This is a genomic window from Sediminibacterium sp. FW305-C-61, assembly GCF_058231065.1.
This window is the reverse complement of the sequence record NZ_JBIQXR010000005.1, coordinates 151,536-174,876: the sequence shown is the minus strand read 5'-3', so window position 1 is coordinate 174,876 and position 23,341 is coordinate 151,536. Positions and strand designations below refer to the sequence as shown.

The following is a 23,341-nucleotide window of genomic DNA, read 5'->3' as shown; positions in this document are numbered from 1 at the left end:
AGGCTTATAGCAAAAACTATCAACAAGTATTTTATCAAACACTCGCCTGATGCACCACCCTTTGCGGAAACGGAATCTCAATACCTTCCTCGTCAAATACCTGTTTAATTCTTTTTCTTAGCTCTCCGGTAACATCCCACTTTTTATGGGCAGGGGTTTCACCAATTATTTTTATGTCAATTGATGAATCGCCAAACTGATCAATCCGCAAAAACTGTGGCGCTTTTAAAATCGAGTCTTTCCATAATGGATCTTCTGCCATTTCATTCCCAATGCGGTTTACTACTTCGATTACATGGTCTATTTTACAGTTATAGGAAACTCCAACATTTATATTTACCCTTGAAAAATATTTAGAGTGATTAGAAACGCGTTTCACTTCACCATGTGGAATATGATGCACCGTTCCATCCAAATCTCTCAAAGTAGTGAGTCGCAAACTAATGTCTTCCACTAATCCACCTGTACCATCCAGGTTCACTATATCTCCAATGCGGTACTGATTTTCAAGAATAATAAAAAAGCCTGATATCAAATCCCGGATAAGGTATTGTCCGCCAAAACCTAAAGCAAGTCCGATAATACCTGCACCGGCAAGAATTGGCGCAATTGGCACACCTAGTTCTTGTAATATAATAAGTGCACCCATCGCCAGTATAACAATTCTAGCGGCCCAGCTAAAAATGCGGGTGAGTGTATCTTTTCTTTTTCTCTCAGCTTCACTGTTTATTTCTGCGTCTTTTACAATGCTAAGCATAACAAGCCTGCGAATAAATACGATCACATAACGGTGCAATAGCCAGGCAATTAATCCAATAAGAATAATCCTGATGCCATGCGACAAAAACCATGGCCAAAAATTATTCAGCCATTCTGTGAAATGACGATTCATACAATAAATGATTTAAATAGATGCGCAAGCAGTCGAAATAACTACACATCAGATGAACAATAAACTCAGGGGAAAAGATGCAGTTTGAACTGCTTTAGGAACTATAAAGGTACAAAATTTTTAGCAATACCCAAAGTCGCTACAGCACCAATCGCACACCACCCAGTTCCTCAACACGATAGCTGAATTTTTCACCAGGTGAACTAATGAACATAAAATTCTTAGGAACATTCCATTCCTTACTCAATTCATCAATCAATGCTGGTCCGAATATGCCCTGAATTGTGATATACTCCATTTTAACATCCGGATAAGCTCTGTCAAGTACTTCAAAATCCTGCATAAATTTTTCGGGAACAGGTTGGTGTTCCGCCAACACGGTTACTATGCGAATTTTTCTGGTAATTTCATTTTCCTGCAGGTAAATCATCACTTTATTTAGCGTGGCTATATCATCTCCCTTTGAAAAGAAAACAAAATCCTGCTCATGTAATTTATTGAGAAACTTATTGATCACTATATGACTCAGCAAGGAAAACTTTCTAAGTTTGGAAGTTACTGTTTTTAATATGCTTAGTACAAATTCCATAATATGGTTTCTGTTCAGCATCGCATAAATCAATAACAGTGAAGGAATAAAATATTGCAGGAATACCACTAGGTATTCAGGCCTGAGTTTTACATTCCCATATAAACCAATAGCAATACCGGTTAATGCAATAATAACCAAAGTAGGAGATGCATATTCCGGACGGGGAAGCCTGGCTCTCCTGATTTTCAGGATCAGGTTACCCAAACCAAAAAAGAACATTACCAGTAAGAATGAAATGGTATACACGCCTGCTAAAGGTCCCAGTTCACCACTCGTTACAAGTAATACGGAAACACATAAGAGAAAGAATACGATCAGTATTCGATAACTGCTTCCTCTACGATTTTCTTTTAAGAGGAATTGGGGAAGTATTCTGTCTAAGGTCATTCTTCGTATCAAACCATTTACACCAACAAAAGAAGTAAGCACAGCACCACTCAATACGAGCACAGCGTTAATGGAAATGATCGTAGCGAATAATTGTCCGCCAGTTAAACTGGCTATATGACTTAGCAAAGATTGCTGGTGCAAGTCTACTTCCGAAACAGGCATTACCCCAATGGCTAATAATGCAATTAGCGGATTTAATATCGACACTGCCAGCCACATATTTCTCAATGTCTTTGGAAATACACCTCTTTGCTGCTCTTCTACAAAATTGGCAGAGCTTTCAAAACCTGATATGCCTAAAAGTGCAGCACTGAATCCGAAGAAAAGAGCCGTGGCCAGACTACCTCCACGGACAGGCAGTGAAAAATTTTCAATGAGCGTGCCGGTACCGTGGGTAAATAAAAAATAACAGGCACTTATTACCAGCAATGCCATACATATCATGTGGATGATAAAGATCACCAACGCAACAATTGCACTCTCAGAAATACCTGATATAGTAAGACACAGGAAAAAGAACAACAATACGAATGTTGCGGTCATAATATTAATCTGTGGCAGGCTATGGTGGAGGTAATGCATGGCTTCACTGGCCGATATTACTGCTGTGGCCATATAGGAAAGAATGGTAAGACAGGCAGCAACTGATGCATTGCTTTTTGTCGTTGTATTTAAGAGTACATTATATGCCCCTCCATTTAACGGTAATGCGCCTACTACTTCTCCATAAATTTTTCTGAATAAGAATAATATGCCCGCAACAAATAACAAAGCTATCCAGGCGTATTGTCCGGCCATGGCAATGGTAATAGCAGAAACATATAAACAGGATGAAGTAATATCATTGCCACAAATGGCTGTTGCCTTCCATGTATTTAATTTTTTGGTAGTAGACATGCAGGAGATTAATAAATGAAAAGAATTCCAATAGGTTATAAATGTACATCTTCAATTGTTCTGAGCTGACGGCTTCTTTCAGCCGCAAAAGCCATTAGATGACTCTCTACTGATACTTCAATAGATGAACTGAGTAATTCTTTCTTTTGTTGGTAAACAGCCTGCACCCAGTCTTTAACCAGTCTGTGATCACCGCCGCCATGCGCATCTGTTTTTAAGCTCCAGGATGTTTGTTTGCGGGTTTTGAAATCTGTCAACACAAAACTTTCCATATCTCCAATGATATCACCGGCAGAACCCATTATTCTTGTGCGCCGACCCTCATAAGAAACATGAGCTTCCATTGAAAAAGCAGCAGTAACACCATTTTCAAAAAGCATATTCACAGTAAGATGATCTGGCTGATCATTATCCATTCGGTACACGCAACGACCATAATCGGTTGTCTTTAATTGTTCGAGAATATGCTCCCCCCAATCTTCATTCTCTGCAGGAGGATCGAATACATATAGTCTTTTCCTGTCCCGATAATAAATCTGTATGGCAGAATAAGGGCAGTTGCCTTCAACTTTACAGCCATCTGTACAACGCTCTGTACTGCCTGAAGGTGCATTTCTGTTAGTGAACCAACTGAGGTTGCCAAAACAGTGTACGTCGTGTACTGGATTATTTACGAGCCAGCGAATGATATCTGTATCATGTGAAGATTTAGCAAGGATAATTGGTGTTGCATTTTTACTGTTGCGCCATTTACCCCGAACATAGGAGTGACTCATGTGAATATGTTCAATTGGCTCCATGTGTTGTATGCTGATGATGTTGCCAATTAATCCGGCATCAATTACTGCTTTTAACTCTCTGAAATAAGGGGAATAGCGTAAAACATGACAAACACCTACGATTCTGCCGGTGTCATTTGCTTTCTTCAAAATTGCACGGCATTCTTCCTCAGTTGGCGCAATGGGTTTCTCCAATAAAACATCATAACCAGCGTCAAGTGCTGCCAGACAAGGCTCAGTATGTAATTGATCGGGAGTAGCTATGATAACCGCATCAGCAAATTTTGGTTGTTGAAAAATTTCCCTCCATTCTTTGAAACAAAGTGATGCTGGTATTTCATGGTCTTCCGATGTCTTAAGTCTTCTTTCAGTTGAAAGGTCTGCAACCGCCACTATTTTAAGCTCATCCGGATTTTCAATTGCATAATCTGCATATATAGTTCCGCGATGTCCTGCACCAATTAAAATGGCTTTCACAGGCTTGCGTATTTGAATGTGTAAGGGGTTGTGAAATACGTCATCTTCGAGTCCGAAAATGCCTGCAATTTCTTTCCATCCTAAAGTGGCCGTTTCTTTGAGTAAACTGAAAGGTCTTAATATTTTTCTGGAAGCAATGAATTGTCTTAATGACATCTATCTATCAAATTTTATTGTTTGGCAATTATATTTTTAGTCATAGGCTTAATCCGTCTATTCGATCAAAACAATGATAATGTCCATTACATTGGTTAGTGTTGGACCAGTTTTAAGTAAGCCATCTGTTTGTTTAAAAAATGAATAAGCGTCAAAGTTTTCATAGTACTGCAAGGGGTCTAGTCCTTTTTGAACCGACATAGCGATGATATGTACGTCTGCTATAGCTCCTGCGGCATCTGTTGGACCGTCTGTGCCATCTGTCCCTGCTGCCAGAAAACAAATAGAAGTAGTATCAGTATTACTCCTTGCTTTCATTTCCAGCAATGCGGCAAGTGCTAAATGCTGGTTTCTTCCTCCTGTTCCTTTTCCTGTAACCTGAACGGTTGTTTCGCCACCTGCCAGGATACAGAGTGGTAGTGGGCTTGAATAATTTTTGCAATAGCGCATCAGTGCTGTAGCAAACTCACCTGCATCCCCTTTCAATGGTTTACCAAAGCGTTGAACATGGTAGTTTAATGCTTCAGCCTTCGCTTCGGCTGCCATCAAAGCTTTTTGGTTATTTCCAATAATGATATTATGGTTAATCTTAAGTATTGGATTATTTTCTTTTACAGTTTCCGGTAATAGCCCCCTTAATCCATTTTCAAAATAGGCTAGAATTTCCGGTGAAATCTGTTTGGTGAGATCGTATTTTTCGAGGACCAGTAATGCATCTGCAAAACTGCTTTGATCGCCAGTTGTTGGTCCGCTGGCAATCACTGATAAATCATCACCAGGTACATCAGATAAAATTAAACTATACCATTTGGCAGCAGGTGCGTATTGTAAAAGTTGACCGCCTTTAATACCAGATAAATGTTTGCGTACACTATTGTTTTCTTCAATATCGCATCCACAGGTTAATAGTAATTCAATTGTTTGAAACACATCTTCCTGTTTTAACATTGGGGGAATATCTGTCCAAAGTGTGGAAGCGCCCCCGCTCAACAAACAAAAAACAATATCATCTTCTTTTACTTCTTTTAATAAATCAAGTGTTTGATTAACTGCAGCAATACTTCGCTGGTCTGGCATTGGGTGACCTGCTTCTAAACAATTTATAAAATCAAGTGGTACTTTATGTTGGTCTTTGGTAGTAATTAATCCTTTAAAAATCCGGTTACCTAATATTTTTTCGAGCGCACCAGCCATTGCTGCCGAGGCTTTTCCTGCACCTATCACAAATATTCTTTGCTTATCACTTAACTGAATGGAATGATCTTCAATTTTTAACAGACCATCGTTAAACTGCACATACTCCTTTATTAACCTGGAAGGATGTACTGCATCAAGTGCAGCTTGTAAGATAGATATGGTACTTTGTTTACCGGGCATAATGATATGATACAGGAATGATTAGCAATCATCTGCCCAGGTTGATAGTAAAGTTCGGAAACAATTGGGGTTTAAACACGTAAAATCTGGAAAGGTTGCCCAAAAGTTTAACAAAAATCACGAAATTACTTGCTGCATTGTAATAATGTTACACTAATGAACAGGAGAATATTAATCATACTGGTCTTTTCACAATTAGTTATAATCACTTGTTATGCACAGCATAGCTATTTAAAGGAAATACAAGTATGGAAAAAAGAAAGATTAACAGAATTGAAGTCTGAGAATGGTTGGCTAAACCTTACAGGGTTGTTTTGGCTGAAAGAAGGTCGCCAGAGTTTTGGTGGCAGCCAACATGATAGTATTCAACTGCCTATTCCTTCTTTTCCTGCAGAAGTTGGCTATTATGAGAAGCGTGGAAATCAGGTAAAGCAGGTGCTGCAGAAAAATATCAACATTAAAGTAAATGGTTTGTTTAAGCAGGAGGCAGTTATTTACAGTGAAAGTTTTACAAAACAACCTGAGTTGAGTTTTGCAAATTTCAGGTGGACATTTATCAGAAGAGAGGATAAGATCGGGATTCGATTTCGCAATCTCGAAGCACCAGCAGTTAAGGCTTTGAAGGAAATTCCCTGTTTTGATATAGATACCGTTTTTCGTGTAAAGGCAAAACTTGCGCGACCACTGATTCCTCAATCTATTCCGATTGAAAATGTATTAGGACAAATAACCATGCAGTTTTCTCCTGGTAAATTGTCTTTTACCATTGATGGGAAAAAATACGTACTTGATGCACTTGCAGAAGGAGATAAACTATTTATTCTTTTTGGTGATGCTACCAGCGGGAAAACCAGTTACGCAGCTGGTCGTTTTGTGTATGCAGATTTTCCTGGTGAAGATGGGGTAACCATTCTTGATTTCAATAAATCAATTAATCCGCCCTGTGCATTTACACCCTTTGCAACCTGTCCATTACCACCTGCGCAAAATATATTACCTATTGCCATAAAAGCAGGTGAACAAAAACCCGGTTCGTAACTAATTATTTCCTGATCAATTGTCTGATAGATACCAGATGTGCAAAAAGCACGGCAGGTACTATAAAGCCAGGTAAAAGAATATAAGGGAAATAGGTTAACCCAATATTTGGCTGTTCAAAACCAAAACGTTGAAATGGCGTTGGTACGGATAATATGCCATGGTATGCAATGTTGAAGAGCAAAGCCAGGCAGATAATATTCCATGTTAGCAGAATGTTTCTAGACCAAGTTTTTCTTCTATATCCATAATAGACAACCAGGGGTGCGGAGAGTCCGGAGATAATATCGAAATTAATACCTTCAAAAGTCATAAGCTTCGGAACCAATCCCGCATTAAATAAAAGGAGTAAACATATCTCTACCGGCACCCTAACTGTATGCAACCAGTTAAGCCATTCAGTATTGAGTGTGTCAATGTAGTTCCTTCCTTTCGCACTAATAAAAAGGAGAGCAATGCAAAGTATGGGAGGAGCTAATAAAGCCATCATTCTTGGGGGTAGTGTATTGGTTACTGTATAAAAACCGGTAGACGCAATGAGGCTTTGAATTATGAGCCAGATCAATAAAATAGTAATGGGTATACGCGCATTTTTAAAAGTGCTTCCCAAAAAAAACAAGGTAAGTATAACGGTAATACTAAAAATAATAGAAAGGTATAATGGTGCAGGTGCCATAACCCAATAGTTTATACAAAGGAAATAATCATTTTCAAATTGTCACAGTACTTTATTTCAATGGTGAGGAGCTATGTCGAAAGAATATATGTGTTGTATGAATGGAAATTAACAAGGTTATGGTTCAATGATCAGGTCATATTTTGCGAGCAAACCATTTATGGCATTTGCGGAGAAAAGCGCTTTTTTAAGTTTGTTTTTTTCCGGGTCAATAATATATCCAAAAGCCTCTCTGAAATCAGCTTTAGAAAGATCTGTTGCCTCAAAACGGGCATTGTCGAAGTTTGATCCGGAAAAAACGGCACTGGTAAGAATGGTATTTGAGAAATCTACTTCGGTAAGATTGCAGTTTTTGAAAACTGTTTCGGGCATTTTACGTTGGAAAAAATTGGAGTAGGTTAACTGACAGTTTTCGAAACCGATACTGAACATAATTGGGTGGCAATGTTCAAAATCAATTCCCATCATTTTACAATCGATGAACTTTACATTGCTGAATGAGGTATTGATTAGCTTAATACGATCGAGATTACATTGTTGAAAGGTGCAATCGATGAACCTAAAATCAGTGAGGTCTGATCCACTAAAATTACTATTCAAAAAACGGCATCCTTCATAAGTACCGGATGACAATTGCACAGTTTCTGCTGAATCGAATGTGTATAGCTGGTCTTCGTAATAATTGCCCTGCATAGGGTTGTATTTCAGATAAAAAAGAAAGGCAACAAAAATGCTGCCTTTCCTTAAAGAGATTTATTTGGCATCTGAATTTGTTTCAGATTTAGTATCAGTTGCTTCCTTCGCGTCAGCCCCTTTTAGATAGGTAGGCAGGTTAAGTCCAGCCATGTTAAACAGGTCATTTAAAGGAGGAACTGTTTTCATCATATTCGAAACAAAATTCGCAGTTGATGAACTGTTGTTTTCATTTGTACCACTACCGGAATCCCAAACAGTAATTTTATCAATTTTAATATTTTTAACTGCTTCTACCTGGGTTTTTACGAGCTCTGGTAATTTTTCAATTAGCAACAACTGGAATGCTTTTGTAGGATCACCGCCTGCAGCTGCAACTACTTCTTTATAACCCTCAGCCTGTTTGGTTAAGATTTCATACAAGCCTTTTGCTTCTGCTTCCATTTTAGCATAAATGGCATCTGCTTCACCTTTTGCATTCTCTCTGATTCTTTCTGCTTCTGCCTGTGCTTCTATGATAGCACGTTGTTTTGCAATTTCTGCCGGAATTACAATATTGGCTATTTGTGTGGAACGCTCTCTTTCTGAACGTGCCAATTCTGCTTTTTGTTCTGCCACATATGCTTCTTCCAGCGCTTTTGCCTGCTGAACTTTTTCGGCAGTAACAGCTACCCTTAGTGATTCTGCTTCTTTCTCTCTGCGCAATGCTTCTGAATTGGCAATAGCAATTTTGGCTTCATTTTCACCTTTAATAGCAATAGCGTTGGCTTCAGATGTTTTGATACGTGTATCTCTTTGTGCCTCAGCTTTACCAATGGCTTCATCTTTAACAGCAGATGCAATACTGATTTCTTTGTCTTTTTGTGTGATTGCAATCTTAACATCTCTGTCTCTGTGTGTCTCAGCAATCTGTGTGTCTTTTTCTCTGTCGGCAAGTGCCTTACCTGTTTCACCAATTTTCTCCTGCTCGGCCACACTTACTTTAGCTTCGTTAATCGCTTTAGCTGCAGCTTCCTTACCCAACGCCTCAATATAGCCAGACTCATCCTTAATATCGGTTACGTTAACGTTGATCAGCTTAAGACCAATTTTCTTTAATTCGCTATCTACATTTTTAGAAATATTGTCCAAAAATTTATCCCGATCAGAGTTGATTTCTTCGATTGTCATGGTAGCAATAACCAGACGTAACTGACCGAACAAAATGTCTTTGGCTAATTCCTGAATTTGTTCAGAAGTAAGTCCAAGCAATCTTTCAGCAGCAGTATTCATACTCTCTGCTTCTGTTGAAATAGCAATGGTAAAACGACAGGGTACATCAACACGAATATTCTGTCTGCTTAGTGCATTGGTGAGGTTTGCTTCAATAGACAGTGGTTTCAGGTCAAGGAAAGCATATCCCTGAATTACGGGCCAGATAAAGGTACCACCACCGTGTACGCATTTAGCGGAACTGCCACCTGTTTTACCATATACTACGAGAATTTTGTCTGATGGACATCTTTTATACCTTGCAAGCAATGCAGAGATAGTTACAAACAAAACAATAACGCCAACGACTATTATTACGATCGGAGACATACTAAAGGGATTTAACGATTAAAATATTATTATTTTCCAGTCTTGTTACAACAACAGTTTTTCCAGATGCAATCGTTTCGTTGTCGGTCATAGCATCCAACTCATGAACAGATCCTTTGACACTGATCAGTACTTTTCCTCTTCCGTTCATTTGACCAGGAATAGAAAGATATACTTCTCCATTTTTTCCAACGGTATCAGTTAGTTTGAAGGAATTGTCTTCAGATAATTTTTGCAATTGTTTGATAACATAAAAAAACAGCAGCACAAATAGTACACCTACTAACACGGATAAACCAATCAATAAACCTGTTGACCCGATTGTATTGTAGAATGAGATACCTGTCCAGCTAACACCTAATAAAAAATTGATGAGGTTTCTTAGTGTAAATAATTGAAAGGGCATTTCTCCATCTTCAAGATTACTATCGAAATCGGCTTCCACGCCTTCTCCCGCATCTGCGCCAGCAAAAGTCATGATGGTTTGAACGAGAAAGATCAGGCTGGCCGGAATAGCTATAAACCAAAAGGTTTTCAGTAGCAGTGGCATATTTTCAAAAAATTCCATGCGCATTTATTTTAATCAAACAATAGGATTTCAATAATTTTTAAATAAGTCGCAATAGCTGACGATTTCTTACAATGCAATTCAATAATCAATGAAACAGTGCATTATTATTTACACAAAACAAGGGGGGATTTGAAAATACAACTTTTTAGGTAATAACGAGCATCCATAGAGCATAGTCCATAGTCCATAGTCAATAGTCCATAGTCAATGGTCCATGGTCCATGGTCGTGGACTATGCTCTATGTATGCTCGGATTAAATACTAATAAAGCTGCTGTGTACGGCCGCGCTCATTTCTTTAATAAGGGAAAGGTCTTTTTCGATTGCGTTGCCAACCACAATAACATCTGCTCCGGCTTTACAATTCAGGTAGGCTTTTTCCGGATCTGTGATACCACCTCCGATGATGAGGGGGGCTTCGATATGGCGTGCCACTTTTTCTATCATGGCTTCTGAGATAGGGCGTTTTGCACCACTTCCTGCATCCATATAAATCAGCTTCATGCCAAGCATTTCACCGGCCATAGCTGTGCACATGGCAATTTCATTTTTATCGGCTGGAATAGGTGTTGCATTGGAAATATAGGAAACGGTTGTGGGTGCACCACCATCAATAACCATATAACCAGTGGGCATGATCTCCAGACCGCTTTTTTTCACAAATGGTGCGCTGATTACGTGTTGACCAATCAGTAATTCCGGATTACGGCCAGAAATGAGTGATAGGTATAAAAGAGCATCTGCATATTTACTAACCTGAGAAGGGGAGCCGGGGAACAATATCACAGGAATATCGCAGGCGGCTTTGATCTGCTGGATACATTCATCAAGATGGCTGGAAATAACCAGACTGCCGCCCACAAAGAAATAATCCACTTTTGCTTCAACGGCTAAAGTGACCAATTGGTCAATATTGCCGCCATCAACCTTATCGGGGTCGATGAGCACAGTAAATGATTTCCTGCCGGAACGCTTTCTTTCTGCCAGTTGTTGATATAAATCCTGCTTCATTCAGTATCAGATAGATGCTCCTGCAAAAATGCAGAAAAGTTTTTGTTTAAGATGCTAAACAACTGATTGTTTCGCATTTATTTGAAAGATAATGTGTTGGGGTAGTCCCGCAGCCCGGTTTTCCGGTTTTTTTTGTGGGAAAATAACTACAGGATTTACGAAAAAATCCCGGTTCAACAAACCAAAAGCCCAAAAAATCTTTCCCACAATCGGGGATATTGGCGGAAAGTCAGCCCTGAACAGGGCTATGAAAAAATCCACATTCTTTATTCACAAGCTGTGCATATTTACGGCCTTGGTTTATCAGAATGGAAAGATATTTTCGTCAACCGCTTAACCCGCAGGGCCCATTAAATAACCGCTAAAACCAGAACCGCTTTATGGCTACTACCCGCTCTAAAAAAGGCTTGCAATTCGGGCGTCGCTTCACAAAAGAAGGCGTTAGCCCCTACGATCAGTTTGAATATGATTACAGAGATAGTGTAATCAAGAACCCCAATGGAGAGAAAGTATTTGAGATGAATAATGTGGAGGTTCCCAAGCAATGGAGCCAGATAGCTACTGATATTCTCGCGCAAAAATATTTCCGTAAAGCCGGTGTGCCTCAACCAGATGGCTCTGTAGGTCGTGAAACAAGTGTAAAACAGGTTGCCCACCGTATGGCCCATTGTTGGCGCGTATGGGGCGAACGTTATGGATATTTCGCTTCAGAAAATGATGCCCAGATATTTTATGATGAGCTGGTTTACAGTATCCTTAACCAGGCCTGTGTGCCCAACTCACCACAATGGTTCAATACCGGACTTCATGAAGTTTACGGTATTACCGGTAAACCGCAGGGCCACTACTATGTAGATGCCAAAGACGGTAAGCTGAAAAAATCAAGTAATGCCTATGAGCGTCCGCAGCCACATGCATGCTTTATCCTGAGCGTTAGCGATGATCTTGTTAACGAAGGGGGTATCATGGATCTGTGGACCCGCGAAGCCCGTATTTTTAAATATGGCTCTGGTGTTGGTACCAATTTCTCTCAGATCCGTGGCGGCGGAGAAAAACTGAGCGGTGGTGGTACTTCAAGTGGTTTAATGAGCTTCCTGAAAATTGGTGACCGTGCGGCAGGTGCCATCAAAAGTGGTGGAACTACCCGTAGGGCGGCTAAAATGGTGTGTCTGGATCTCGATCACCCAGAGATCATGGAATTCATCAACTGGAAAGTAGAAGAAGAAAAGAAAGTGGCAGCACTGGTTGCCGCTGGTTATGATAATAGCTACGAAGGTGAAGCTTATGCGACTGTATCCGGACAAAACTCCAATAACTCTGTTCGTATACCTAATAGCTTCTTTAAAGTATTGGAAGAAGGTGGCGACTGGGAACTGAAAGCACGTACCGATGGCCGTACCATGAAAAAAATACCAGCTCGTGAAGTTTGGGAGAAAATCTCCTATGCTGCATGGCGCTGTGCTGACCCTGGTACCCAATACGATACTACCATCAATGAATGGCATACCTGTCCGAAAGGAGGACGCATCAATGCATCTAATCCTTGCTCGGAATATATGTTCCTCGACAATACAGCATGTAACCTTGCCTCTATCAATCTGCGCAAGTTTCATGATGATGATACCAATATTTTTGATGTAGCCGGATTTGAATACACAACACGTTTGTGGACCACCGTACTGGAGATTTCCGTATTGATGGCTCAATTCCCTTCAAAAGAAGTTGCACAGCTTTCTTATGACTACCGTACACTGGGTCTTGGTTTTGCCAACCTGGGTTCAATGCTGATGGTAAGCGGTATCGCTTATGATAGCGAAGAAGCACGTGGTATTGCCGGAGCTATTTCCGCTATCATGACAGGTGTAGCTTATAAAACTTCTGCTGAAATGGCTTCATTCCTTGGTGCTTTTGATAAGTACGAAGAGAATAAAGAAGATATGTTACGCGTTATGCGCAACCACCGCGCAGCTGCTTACGATGCAGATGAAGCTTATGTTGGACTGGAAATCAAACCACAAGGTATCAAGGCGAAATATTGTCCTGATTACCTGCTGAAAGCAGCTACCAAGGCATGGGATGATGCAGTACAACTTGGGGAGCAACATGGATATCGCAATGCACAAACAACTGTTATCGCACCAACCGGTACCATCGGTCTGGTAATGGATTGTGATACAACAGGTGTTGAGCCAGATTTTGCACTGGTTAAATTCAAGAAACTATCTGGTGGAGGATATTTCAAAATCATTAACCAATCTGTTCCACAGGCACTTAAAAACCTGGGATACAATGAAGCAGAAGCTACAGCCATTGAAAAATATGCAGTAGGTGCCGCTTCATTTGAAGGTGCTCCTTTCATTAACAATGAATCATTGGCTCAAAAAGGATTCACAGCAGAAGAAATCGCCAAACTGAATGGCGCTGCTAAATCTGCTTTTGAAATAGGATTTATTTTCAACAGGTTTACATTGGGCGACGAGTGTATGCAGCGTTTGGGCTTCAAAGAAGAACAATATGCTGACTGGAGCTTTAACCTGCTCGAATCACTCGGATTCACCGAAGATCAGATCGATGCTGCTAACGACTATGTATGCGGTACTATGACCATCGAAGGTGCTCCATTCCTGAAAGAAGAACACTTGCCTGTATTTGATTGCGCCAATAAATGTGGTAAGAAAGGAGAGCGTTATATCCATGCTTACGGACATATCCGCATGATGGGTGCCTGTCAGCCTTTCCTGAGTGGTGCGATTTCTAAAACCATTAACCTTCCACACGAAGCAACTGTTGAAGAAATTGCTGATTGTTATATGCTTAGCTGGCAGTTGGGTCTTAAAGCCAATGCGCTTTACCGTGATGGTTCAAAACTGAGTCAGCCTTTAAGCAATAAGTCTGATAAGAAGAAAAAAGACGACGCAGAAGGAGATAAAGAAGCAACCGCTGAAGAAGCAACACCAGTTGCTGAAACTGCCTCAAATATTGTAGACCTCAGCCAGTTAACAGTTGATGAATTACTGGAAGAAGTACAGAAACGCATGAACGCTTCTACTGATACCAAACTGAAACGTCAGTTGTCTACCATCGTTGAGAAAAAATCACTGCCTGCTAAACGCCGTGGTTTTACACAAAAAGCAAAAATCGGTGGACAAGTTCTCTTCCTTCGCACAGGAGAGTATGCAGATGGTACACTGGGTGAAATATTCATCGACCTGGCCAAAGAAGGTTCAACACTCCGTAGCTTCATGAACTGCTTTGCAATTGCAGTGTCTGTAGGCCTGCAGTATGGCGTTCCTTTAGAAGAGTTCGTAGAGAAATTTGTATTCACTAAGTTCGAGCCATCAGGTATGGTAGACCATCCGAATATTAAAACAACTACTTCATTGGTAGACTTTGTATTCCGTGCATTGGCTTATGAATACCTCGGTAGAACCGACCTGGTACATGTGCTCGATAGACCAACCATTGGCAATACAGGTGACGATGATGGAGATGCTACATTGCTGGGTAAACCAGAATTAAGTAGTGTTCGTGTAACCGCGCCTTCTGCAAATGCTACATCAGCAGCCCAACCTCAAAAATTACAAAGAGCAGCAGCTCCTGTAAAAGCTGAGTCTGGTGGACTTGATGCTGTTAATGCTGCAGCGAAAAATATGCAGAGCGATGCTCCTGCATGTAATACCTGTGGACATATCACCATTCGCTCAGGTACTTGTTATAAGTGTTTGAACTGTGGTAACAGTATGGGATGTAGTTAATAAATAAAATGAAAATTGTTAGTAAATACACTAAAAACCGCCTGCTGATTTCAGCGGCGGTTTTTTATTTAAGATAAATGCGGCGAAGAAAATGCTTCGGGTTTCTACTTCTATATTATATAAATACTGGTTGGATAAAAAAGTGAGTTTAAAAATATTTTCATCTCTCTTCCACTCGGTTTGTGGCTACATCTGGCTCGGATTTACTTATTTTATTCGCTCTTAAGAATAATTGTAATGTAACAGGTGAAAATATATTCACTTTCTGAACTGAAGGATCAATATATCGGTAAAAGAGGTAGTTGGAGCAGAGAATATTATGAAATAAAGCTCGTTCTAAAACTTTTCCTTCGAAACATCCTCAAATCTTTGTAAGGCTACCTGCAATCCCTCGTCTACCCGGCAAATTGCCGGATATGAAACTCGTGGTAAGTGTTTTTTTTGTGGTCATTGGCTTGTTGGCCTGCACCAAAGAAAGCGATGCACTCAAAGCAGGTTTACAAAGTAGCATACCCAATGCTGCTAATCCATCTGTACAACAAGTGTTAAAACGAGGCTTATTATACCCTACATCAGGAATTCAGGTAATGGGGGTGGCAAAAATTATTCAGCAGCCTTCAGGGTTGCAGGTGCAATTAGATAGTTTCTCTGTTAGCACTGGTCCGGATCTAAAAGTATACCTTGCACGTACTGCTGCACCAGGAAATCACCTGAACCTTGGTAACCTGCAATCAAATAGCGGCACCCAGTATTACCGCATTCCAACTGGAACTGATTTGTCGCTTTATCCGTATGTATTAATTCATTGCCAACAATATAATCATCTCTTTAGCTATGCAAGTCTTCAATAAAAAACAACTCATTTTACTTTTCTCTTTTACAATCGTTATTGCAACGAACCGATTGGCGGCACAAGGTTGTAGTGATGCAGGTTTTTGTACCATTCCATTACGTCCGGCAGCTGCCAGTAAAAACAGTATCCAAACAGAGTTTGCCTATTTAAGGGGAGAGGAAAATACTAATCTGCTTAATTTCTCTGTGAGTTATTCCAGACAAATTTCAAAGAGCCTGCAGTGGGACAATAAACTTGTACTAGCTTATGTAAATGGCAGTTACGGGTCAGTGTTTAACCTGGGAGATATTTATTCAACCCTTCGCTATGGCGTTAAAACATCCGGAGGTAAAACCGTTCATTTATTAGGAGGCGTGAAAATTCCTTTTAATCAGTCGAACCAGAAAATTAAAAACGTATCACTCCCAATGGTATACCAAACCAGTTTGGGTACTTACGACCTGATAGTAGGCGCGGCTTTCCCTGCGGGTAAACTGGATATGAATGTCGCCTTTCAATTACCTGTTGTTCAACAAAACAGGAATAGCTTTATTAAAGAACAAGCTCCTTTACCAGGGGATTTTCCTTCCACAAATCTTTTTCGCAGGAAAGCAGATGTATTATGGAGAGTTGGTTATCCTTTACAATCAAAATCATCAAAATGGAAATTCAATCCCAATGTTTTAGCAATTGTTCATTTGGGTGAGGATAGTTACGAAAATGTGTTTGGTAATAGGGTGAATATTAAAGGATCATCGGGACTTACACTAAATGCCAATCTGCAGATAAGTCATCAAATCAGTCAGCGACAATCATTGCAGTTGAGTCTGGCAGCTCCTTTTGTGGTGCGTGATACAAGACCTGATGGACTTACCCGTTCACTGGTAGCATCTGTAGCTTATCAGTTTGGATGGTAGATAATATTATTATAGGTCGACAATTTAAGATTGCGTTATGCCACTTTCTTAAAATTCAGTCTTACAGAATTCACAGCTAGTACCACATCACTCAAGCCCATTACTAAGGCTCCGATTGTAGGATTCAGGTAACCAAGGGCCGCAACAGGTATGGCAACAACATTATAGGCAAATGCCCAAAAAAGGTTTTCCTTGATGGTTATATAAGTGTGTTTGCCCAATCCGAGTGCCATTGGCAGATTTTTTAATCCATGATTCATCAATACTACCTGAGCACTCTGCATGGCAACCTGTGTAGCATCACTTAGTGAAATACCAACTGTGGCTTTTGCAAGAGCTGGAGCATCGTTTATGCCATCACCAACCATGGCTGTTGGAATTGCAGCATTAAATGCAGCAATTTTTTCCAGTTTCTGTGCCGGACTTTGTTCTGCTATGATTGTATCGATGCCAAGTTGTTTGCCTACTTTTTCACATTTCTCAAGTTGGTCACCACTTAATAAAATGGTTTTTATTCCCTTTGATTTCAATGCACTAATTACTGCGAATGATTCCTGTCTTATTTCATCGGCAACATCGATCCAACCAAGTAGTTTATCGTTACGAAGGATATATACATTGTGGGTGTTATCGGTTGTAAATTCGCCGGCTACTTTAAATGAACCTGCGATATAGGTATTTCCTGTTTTATCTGTTGCTTTCATGCCCAATCCTTTCACTTCCTCAATGCTTGCCCATCTCAATTCATCTTTGGTTTTCCAGTTACGTGATATCGCATTCGCGATCGGGTGGTTGGAATATTTTTCAAGTGAATAAGCTATACGCTGAAAGGATTCTTCTGTTTCTGTTTCATCACTTACAGAAAATCCAACAATATTAAAATGTCCAGTAGTAAGGGTACCAGTTTTGTCGAATACAACTTGCTTTATGTCTTTGAAAATTTCCAGACTTTTCGCATTCTTAAATAAAATGCCATTTCTTGCAGCACGTCCTAATCCAACAGCAATAGCAGCAGGTGTGGCAAGTCCCATTGCGCAAGGACAAGAAATAACTAATACCGCAATTCCCCTCAACAGGCTGGCGCTGAAAGAAGTATCTGCAAGGAAATAGTTTGCAAGTACGGTTATGAGGGCAATACTCACTACTGCCGGAACAAAGATGGCACTTATTTTATCGGCCAGTTGTTGAACGGGTGGTTTCTCTGTTTGCGCTTCTCTTACCAGTTTAAGTATATTGGATAATACCGTGTCTTCTCCTACCGCGGTAACATAGGCTTTTATGGTTCCGTTTTCAATGATACTTCCACCAATCAGGTGGTCTTTCATTTGTTTGAATACGGGAACACTTTCTCCTGAAATAATTGCTTCATTTACCTGCGCTTCTCCCCAAAGAATTTTGCAATCCATAGGTACCTGTTCGCCACTTTTAATCAATAGTAAATCTCCTACTTTGAGACTGGTACTTTCAACCGGAAAAATATGTTCCTGGTGTTGGTCATCGTAGGCAATCATATTGGCCATGGACTTCTGTGTAATGGCCAGTTTTTTTAATGCTGCTTGTGTTGTTTCAACGGAACGGTCTTCCATCCAGTTTCCGAGAAATACCAGGGTAATGATAGTTGCAGCAGTTTCATAAAATAAAAATTCTTCTGCACGACCAATTAGGGTACCATATAAACTATATCCAAATGCAGCTACTGCACCTAGTGCAATCAATACATTCATATTGGGAATACCCTTCCAGATACTTTTAATGGCGCTTCTGCCAAAGAAATCCATCCCAACCAGAAATACCGGAATGGTAAGTCCCAATTGCACATAAGGATTCATCAACACATGAATATGCACACCTGGTATCATGTGTACCATTAATGGGGCAGTAAATACAAAACAAAACCAGAATCTTTGTAAGTGGGAGGAGAATAATTTTTTAGGCTTTTCAGTTGAATCTGCATCGTTGTTTACAACATGGTAACCTAGTCCATCGATTCCTTTTGCAATATCTTTTGTAATCGTTTCTTCCGGTGCTTCAAAGCTAACGTCACCACCAATAAAATTTACTTTTACATTTTTCATGCCCTTTCCTTCCAGGTACTTATTTACGGTAAGGGCACAATTGGTGCAGGTCATTCCTTCTACTTTCCATTTCACTTGTTCCATAATCTGTCGTTTTCAGATGAATCAATCACAATACAAATTTACCAAATTGCTGAAGGTGGGTCTTTCGAATTGAGAAGAATATTATTACATCGATGTTGCAGATGAGGTTGACTGAAAGTCCGGAAGTCCGGGAGACCGGAAGCAGAATTATTTAATAAGAGGTATCAGTGAATAACCGCTTACAAATTGTTTTTGCAACCTATAGACAAAAAATTTCTTTCTGAGTTCCGGACTTTCGGACTCCCGGACTTTTTCCCCCGTACATTTGCATTATGGATGCAATTTTTGGACTTCCGCAAATTGAGCAGGTAGCAAAGGCTTTGTGGAAAGAAGGCAAAAAAAATAAAGTGTGGGCATTTCATGCCGATATGGGTTCTGGTAAAACAACTTTTATTCATGCCTTATGTACGTATTTGGGCGTAACAGACGCGATTAGTAGTCCAACATTTGCCATTGTGAACCAATACCAGAGCAAAGAGGCGGGAGTGTTATTACACATGGATTGGTATCGGTTAAAAGATGAGGAGGAAGCTATTATGGCTGGAATTGAAGACCAGCTACTCAGTAACCAGTATTGTTTTATCGAATGGCCTGAAAAAGCTGCTGGACTTTTGCCTGACGATACTTTTCATGTTTACATTCAACTCCTGGATGCTGCAACAAGACGATTATATACCGATGCAGAAGCAATTTGATGCTGACAGGAAATACGTTAACTTTATCTTTCTCTAAAACCATACATTAAGCAATCTGTACGCATGGCAACCAGTAAACCTTCTATTAGCGCTTCTTTTTCGTATGAAACCCTTGAAGAAACACTGGATATAAAACCCCAGGGAGCGAAATTACATATCGGTATTCCGAAAGAGATTGCCTTCCAGGAAAACCGTATTGCTTTAACGCCTGATGCCGTGGGTGTACTTGTTTCCAATGGACACCAGGTGGTTGTTGAACATAATGCAGGAGTGGGTAGTCATTATTCTGATAAGGATTATGCAGAACTCGGAGCCACTATTGTGTACGATAGAGAAAGTATATTCAAATGTCCCATACTTGTAAAAAGTGCTCCACCTGTAGCAGAAGATATGCCTTTGTTGCAGATGAACCAGACCATTGTTTCTCCCATACATTTATCTGCTTTACGCAAAGAGTATATTGAGAAGATGATGGAAAAAAAAGTGACCGCTTTGAGTTTCGAAAATTTTAAAGATGAAAGCGGTACTTATCCGATTGTAAGAAGTATGAGTGAAATAGCAGGTAGTGCCGTAATGCTTATTGCTGGTCAGTACCTGAGTAGTTTCAATAAAGGTAAGGGTGTGTTATTAGGAGGTATCAGTGGTATTCCTCCAACCAAAGTGGTGATTGTAGGGGCAGGTATAGTGGGTGAATTTGCAACCAGAAATGCACTTGCATTAGGTGCTTCAGTTAAAGTATTTGATAACAATGTTTATCGCTTAAAACAATTACAGAATAATTTAGGGCAGCGTATCTGGACCAGTGTGCTGGAGCCTCGCATTTTATCGAAGCAGTTAAAGACCTGTGAAGTAGCTGTTGGTGCACTTAGCAATGAATATGGCCGGGCGCCTGTGGTCATTACCGAAGAAATGGTAGCAGCAATGCGTCCGGGCAGTATAATTATAGATGTGGCCATTGATAGGGGTGGATGTTTTGAAACAAGCGAATTAACCAGTCATGAGCATCCCACTTTTGTAAAGCACGATGTAATTCATTATTGTGTACCGAATATACCCAGTGGTTTTGCAAGAACAGCCAGTCAGGCAATCAGTAATGTACTTATGCCATTAATGTTGTCGATCAGTGATGAAGGTGGTTTGGAAGAAATGGTATGGCATAATTTTAACCTTCGTGAAGGTATTTATATGTTCAAGGGTGCGCTTACTGATTTTTATATCAGTCAAAAATTTGACCTGAAGTTTACTGATTTGAATTTGTTGATAGCCAGCAGAAGATAGTTTATTGGCTCTTTGGCAGGTGTGCAATCACTTCAATCTCCAGCTTTGCCTCAGGCATATACAACCTGCTAATCTGCACCCAGGTAGCGGCAGGATAATCGCCTTTATACATTTTCTTCCTGGCTTCATTGTGCAATTTCATTGCTTCAATATCAGTGGTGTAAAGATTTTCTTTCACTACATTTTGAAGCGTAGCACCAAAATGCGCCAGGCTTTTTTCAATGGTTTGGTAAATATTTTGAATACTCTTTGGGGTAATTTCGGTAGCTACTGTTCCGGAAACATATAAAACATTATCCACTTTCACTACCTGTGCATATCCTGCTGTAGTATCCTGTTCGCGACCAAAATGAAATTTCTTTTTTTCTATTGTTTGTCCATGTGCAGAAAGCACTGAGATCGAGAGAAGAATGAATAAAGAAAGCATGACCTTTTTCATAACTTGTATTTGAAGTAAGTTAATCAGTTTTCTGAAGCTTCAGGAGGTTTCTTCTGTTGTTAATAGTCTATTTAGGAAAACTAATCTTTCCCATACTAACAGCGGGTATACCATTTCTGCCTGCGCCCAGTTTAACTTCACCGCCACAAATAGCTTCATTGGCAAGTATGGCAAACAAAACCGCTTCTTTGGCATCTGGATTAACATCCAGTTCTTCTGTATTCCTGAAGTTTATACCAGGAAGCTGCTCACGTACATGTTGCATAAGTAAGGGGTTATGCATACCGCCGCCACTTACGTAAACAATAAAATTAGTATCGCCATTCATGCATCGTTTCATGGCATCAACAATCATATCAGCAGAAAAACGATTCAGCGTTGCCATAATATCTGCAGGGGAAAGCATTGTTTCTCCAGCGCGTTGTTGTGCTTCTGACAAGTAGGTAAGGTTAAATAATTCCGGTCCTATGGTTTTAGGAAACTCATTGGTGAAAAAACTATGTTCTTTAAGTGCGTTGAGTAATGCAGTGCTGATATTTCCTTGTCTGGCAATTGCGGCGTCTGCATCATAATATTTCCCGGGATAATTTTCCTGTATATAAGCATCCATTAATGTATTGCCTGTACCGACATCTGTACTGAACACTGCATTGGCATCGAGGCTGGATGGGAGATAGGTGAAATTAGCTATACCACCAATATTCAGCATGATCCTGTTTTCCTGTTTACTGCTGAATATCAGGTAATCGCCATACACAGCAAGGGGTGCGCCCTCACCACCGGCGGCCACGTGTTTTTGTCTGAAATCGCTGAGGGTAATAATGCCGGTGGAAACTGCCAGATGGTCACCATCTCCAATCTGTAAAGTAGCATTATCAAATTCATCATCAGGATGAAGAAATTTTGGGGCATGGTAAATAGTTTGGCCATGACTAGCCACCAAATCGACCTCTTCTGGCGAAACCTGCCATTTTTCAAGACAGGAAAGGATGATTTTGGCATGTTCACGGGCTACCCACGCATTGAGTAAGCATACTTTTTCCAGGTCGACCTGCCGTTTAGAAAAAATAGACTTTATATGGTCTTTAAATGCAGCGTTATAGGAAACCGTATCAAATGCAAGCAATTGCAGGTTTGTTTCCATGCCTTTACCGGAGAAACGGCATAAAGCCACGTCTAACCCATCAACAGAAGTGCCGCTCATCAAACCTATAATGGTTCTTTCAGGCTTATTTGCAATTTTATAGAGTGCTGCTATATTCTGGTTCATGGGTTTAAATTAGACTTAAAAACGCAGTTTTCTGCAATTTCATGCAAGAAATTTTTGGAAATACGCAAGTTCCTGCATTAATTTTAGGACAATATATCCATGCTGCTATGCTGAAAACCGAACGACAAGCTTATATACTGCGTCAGATTGACTTGCATAATCGTATACTTTCTTCTGATTTAAGTAATGAAATAAATGTTTCCGAAGATACGATTCGCCGCGACCTTAATGAACTCGCGGAAATGGATAAAATCATCAAGGTTCATGGGGGCGCATTGTCTAAATCTTTTCACAGTTCTTTTCTGAAATCTGATGTATACAAGGCCGATAGTAAAAGACTTATCGCGCAAAAAGTGGTGCCGCTGATTCGCAATAACATGTTTATTCTTACAACCGGAGGAACGACCATTATTGAAATGGCAAGATTGCTTCCGGCAGATTTGCATGCAACATTTTTTACAGGAAGTATTCCTGCGGCTCACGAGTATGCGCAGCATCCAAATATTGAAGTTATTTTTCTGGGTGATAAAATTTCTAAAAGCTCTCAAATTGCGGTTGGGGGAGAAGCAATCTCAAAAATTAGTGGCATTAAAGCCGATCTGTGTATCATGGGTATTAATGCTATTGATGAAACGGGTGTAACAGACAACGATTGGGAAGTTATACAAGTAAAAAAAGCGATGATACAAGCCGCAGAAAAAACAGTTGTGTTGTCCATAGCAGAGAAAGTAAATACCCATCAGAAATTAACCATTTGTGGTTTGAGTGAGATTGATACTATGATAACGGAATTAGATCCAGCAAATCCGCTGTTCGAAAGTTATAAAAAACAAGGCATTACTATTTTGTAATCATCTATAAACGCTG

19 protein-coding genes are annotated in these 23,341 nt (G+C 40.0%); 7 read left to right on the top strand and 12 right to left on the bottom strand.

All coding sequences use genetic code 11. The annotated features are described in order from the left end of the window. Positions 1-34: 34 nt before the first annotated feature. The 4 genes from ACH30E_RS13880 to ACH30E_RS13865 all read right to left on the bottom strand — a co-directional run bounded on the left by ACH30E_RS13880 (position 35) and on the right by ACH30E_RS13865 (position 5,560). On the bottom strand, positions 35-892 hold the full coding sequence (locus tag ACH30E_RS13880) for a mechanosensitive ion channel family protein (RefSeq protein WP_294990240.1): 858 nt from the start codon (positions 890-892) through the stop codon (positions 35-37). Between the two features lie 139 nt (positions 893-1,031). Continuing rightward, on the bottom strand, positions 1,032-2,771 hold the full coding sequence (locus tag ACH30E_RS13875) for an APC family permease (protein ID WP_294990243.1): 1,740 nt from the start codon (positions 2,769-2,771) through the stop codon (positions 1,032-1,034). 35 nt (positions 2,772-2,806) lie between these two features. Next, entirely contained in the window at positions 2,807-4,183 is a 1,377-nt protein-coding gene (locus ACH30E_RS13870; RefSeq protein WP_294990246.1) for a Gfo/Idh/MocA family protein, read from the bottom strand. 57 nt (positions 4,184-4,240) lie between these two features. Next, complete coding sequence (locus ACH30E_RS13865; RefSeq protein WP_490825332.1) at positions 4,241-5,560, bottom strand: glycerate kinase type-2 family protein; 1,320 nt, start codon at positions 5,558-5,560, stop codon at positions 4,241-4,243. Between the two features lie 156 nt (positions 5,561-5,716). On the opposite strand from ACH30E_RS13865, the gene ACH30E_RS13860 reads away from it, so the two are divergent. Beyond that, positions 5,717-6,598: a DUF1684 domain-containing protein gene (locus tag ACH30E_RS13860; protein WP_294990252.1), complete on the top strand. Its 882-nt coding sequence runs from the start codon at positions 5,717-5,719 to the stop codon at positions 6,596-6,598. Between the two features lie 4 nt (positions 6,599-6,602). Here ACH30E_RS13860 and ACH30E_RS13855 read toward each other — a convergent pair whose 3' ends face one another. The 5 genes from ACH30E_RS13855 to ACH30E_RS13835 form a co-directional block, all read right to left on the bottom strand. After that, positions 6,603-7,274 (bottom strand): DUF8737 domain-containing protein, encoded by a 672-nt coding sequence (locus ACH30E_RS13855; RefSeq protein WP_490825333.1) that lies wholly within the window; start codon positions 7,272-7,274, stop codon positions 6,603-6,605. Between the two features lie 117 nt (positions 7,275-7,391). After that, entirely contained in the window at positions 7,392-7,967 is a 576-nt protein-coding gene (locus ACH30E_RS13850) for a pentapeptide repeat-containing protein (RefSeq protein WP_490825334.1), read from the bottom strand. Between the two features lie 60 nt (positions 7,968-8,027). Then, complete coding sequence (locus ACH30E_RS13845) at positions 8,028-9,548, bottom strand: flotillin family protein (RefSeq protein WP_294990261.1); 1,521 nt, start codon at positions 9,546-9,548, stop codon at positions 8,028-8,030. Position 9,549: 1 nt separating this feature from the next. Beyond that, positions 9,550-10,116 carry a serine protease gene (locus ACH30E_RS13840; RefSeq protein ID WP_294990264.1) on the bottom strand — a complete coding sequence of 189 codons (567 nt, stop codon included), beginning with the start codon at positions 10,114-10,116 and terminating at the stop codon, positions 9,550-9,552. A 257-nt stretch (positions 10,117-10,373) separates the two neighbouring features. Further along, positions 10,374-11,129 (bottom strand): phosphoglycerol geranylgeranyltransferase, encoded by a 756-nt coding sequence (locus ACH30E_RS13835; RefSeq protein WP_294990267.1) that lies wholly within the window; start codon positions 11,127-11,129, stop codon positions 10,374-10,376. 380 nt (positions 11,130-11,509) lie between these two features. Here ACH30E_RS13835 and ACH30E_RS13830 point away from each other — a divergent pair, with 380 nt between their 5' ends. The 3 genes from ACH30E_RS13830 to ACH30E_RS13820 all read left to right on the top strand — a co-directional run bounded on the left by ACH30E_RS13830 (position 11,510) and on the right by ACH30E_RS13820 (position 16,633). Beyond that, on the top strand, positions 11,510-14,884 hold the full coding sequence (locus ACH30E_RS13830) for a vitamin B12-dependent ribonucleotide reductase (RefSeq protein WP_490825335.1): 3,375 nt from the start codon (positions 11,510-11,512) through the stop codon (positions 14,882-14,884). A 416-nt stretch (positions 14,885-15,300) separates the two neighbouring features. Then, entirely contained in the window at positions 15,301-15,735 is a 435-nt protein-coding gene (locus ACH30E_RS13825; RefSeq protein ID WP_294990278.1) for a DM13 domain-containing protein, read from the top strand. Continuing rightward, entirely contained in the window at positions 15,719-16,633 is a 915-nt protein-coding gene (locus ACH30E_RS13820; protein WP_490825336.1) for a hypothetical protein, read from the top strand. Before ACH30E_RS13825 ends, ACH30E_RS13820 begins: the two co-directional genes overlap by 17 nt. Positions 16,634-16,668: 35 nt before the next feature. On the opposite strand, the gene ACH30E_RS13815 is transcribed toward ACH30E_RS13820, so the two are convergent. Beyond that, positions 16,669-18,792: a heavy metal translocating P-type ATPase gene (locus ACH30E_RS13815; RefSeq protein ID WP_490825337.1), complete on the bottom strand. Its 2,124-nt coding sequence runs from the start codon at positions 18,790-18,792 to the stop codon at positions 16,669-16,671. A gap of 272 nt (positions 18,793-19,064) precedes the next feature. Here ACH30E_RS13815 and tsaE point away from each other — a divergent pair, with 272 nt between their 5' ends. Next, on the top strand, positions 19,065-19,487 hold the full coding sequence (tsaE, locus tag ACH30E_RS13810) for a tRNA (adenosine(37)-N6)-threonylcarbamoyltransferase complex ATPase subunit type 1 TsaE (protein ID WP_294990288.1): 423 nt from the start codon (positions 19,065-19,067) through the stop codon (positions 19,485-19,487). A gap of 63 nt (positions 19,488-19,550) precedes the next feature. Further along, positions 19,551-20,765 carry an alanine dehydrogenase gene (locus ACH30E_RS13805; protein WP_294990291.1) on the top strand — a complete coding sequence of 405 codons (1,215 nt, stop codon included), beginning with the start codon at positions 19,551-19,553 and terminating at the stop codon, positions 20,763-20,765. A 1-nt stretch (position 20,766) separates the two neighbouring features. On the opposite strand, the gene ACH30E_RS13800 is transcribed toward ACH30E_RS13805, so the two are convergent. Next, on the bottom strand, positions 20,767-21,204 hold the full coding sequence (locus ACH30E_RS13800) for a RidA family protein (protein WP_490825338.1): 438 nt from the start codon (positions 21,202-21,204) through the stop codon (positions 20,767-20,769). A gap of 67 nt (positions 21,205-21,271) precedes the next feature. Continuing rightward, complete coding sequence (locus ACH30E_RS13795; protein ID WP_490825339.1) at positions 21,272-22,474, bottom strand: anhydro-N-acetylmuramic acid kinase; 1,203 nt, start codon at positions 22,472-22,474, stop codon at positions 21,272-21,274. Positions 22,475-22,515: 41 nt separating this feature from the next. On the opposite strand from ACH30E_RS13795, the gene ACH30E_RS13790 reads away from it, so the two are divergent. Further along, on the top strand, positions 22,516-23,325 hold the full coding sequence (locus tag ACH30E_RS13790; protein ID WP_366517215.1) for a DeoR/GlpR family DNA-binding transcription regulator: 810 nt from the start codon (positions 22,516-22,518) through the stop codon (positions 23,323-23,325). Positions 23,326-23,341: the final 16 nt, after the last annotated feature.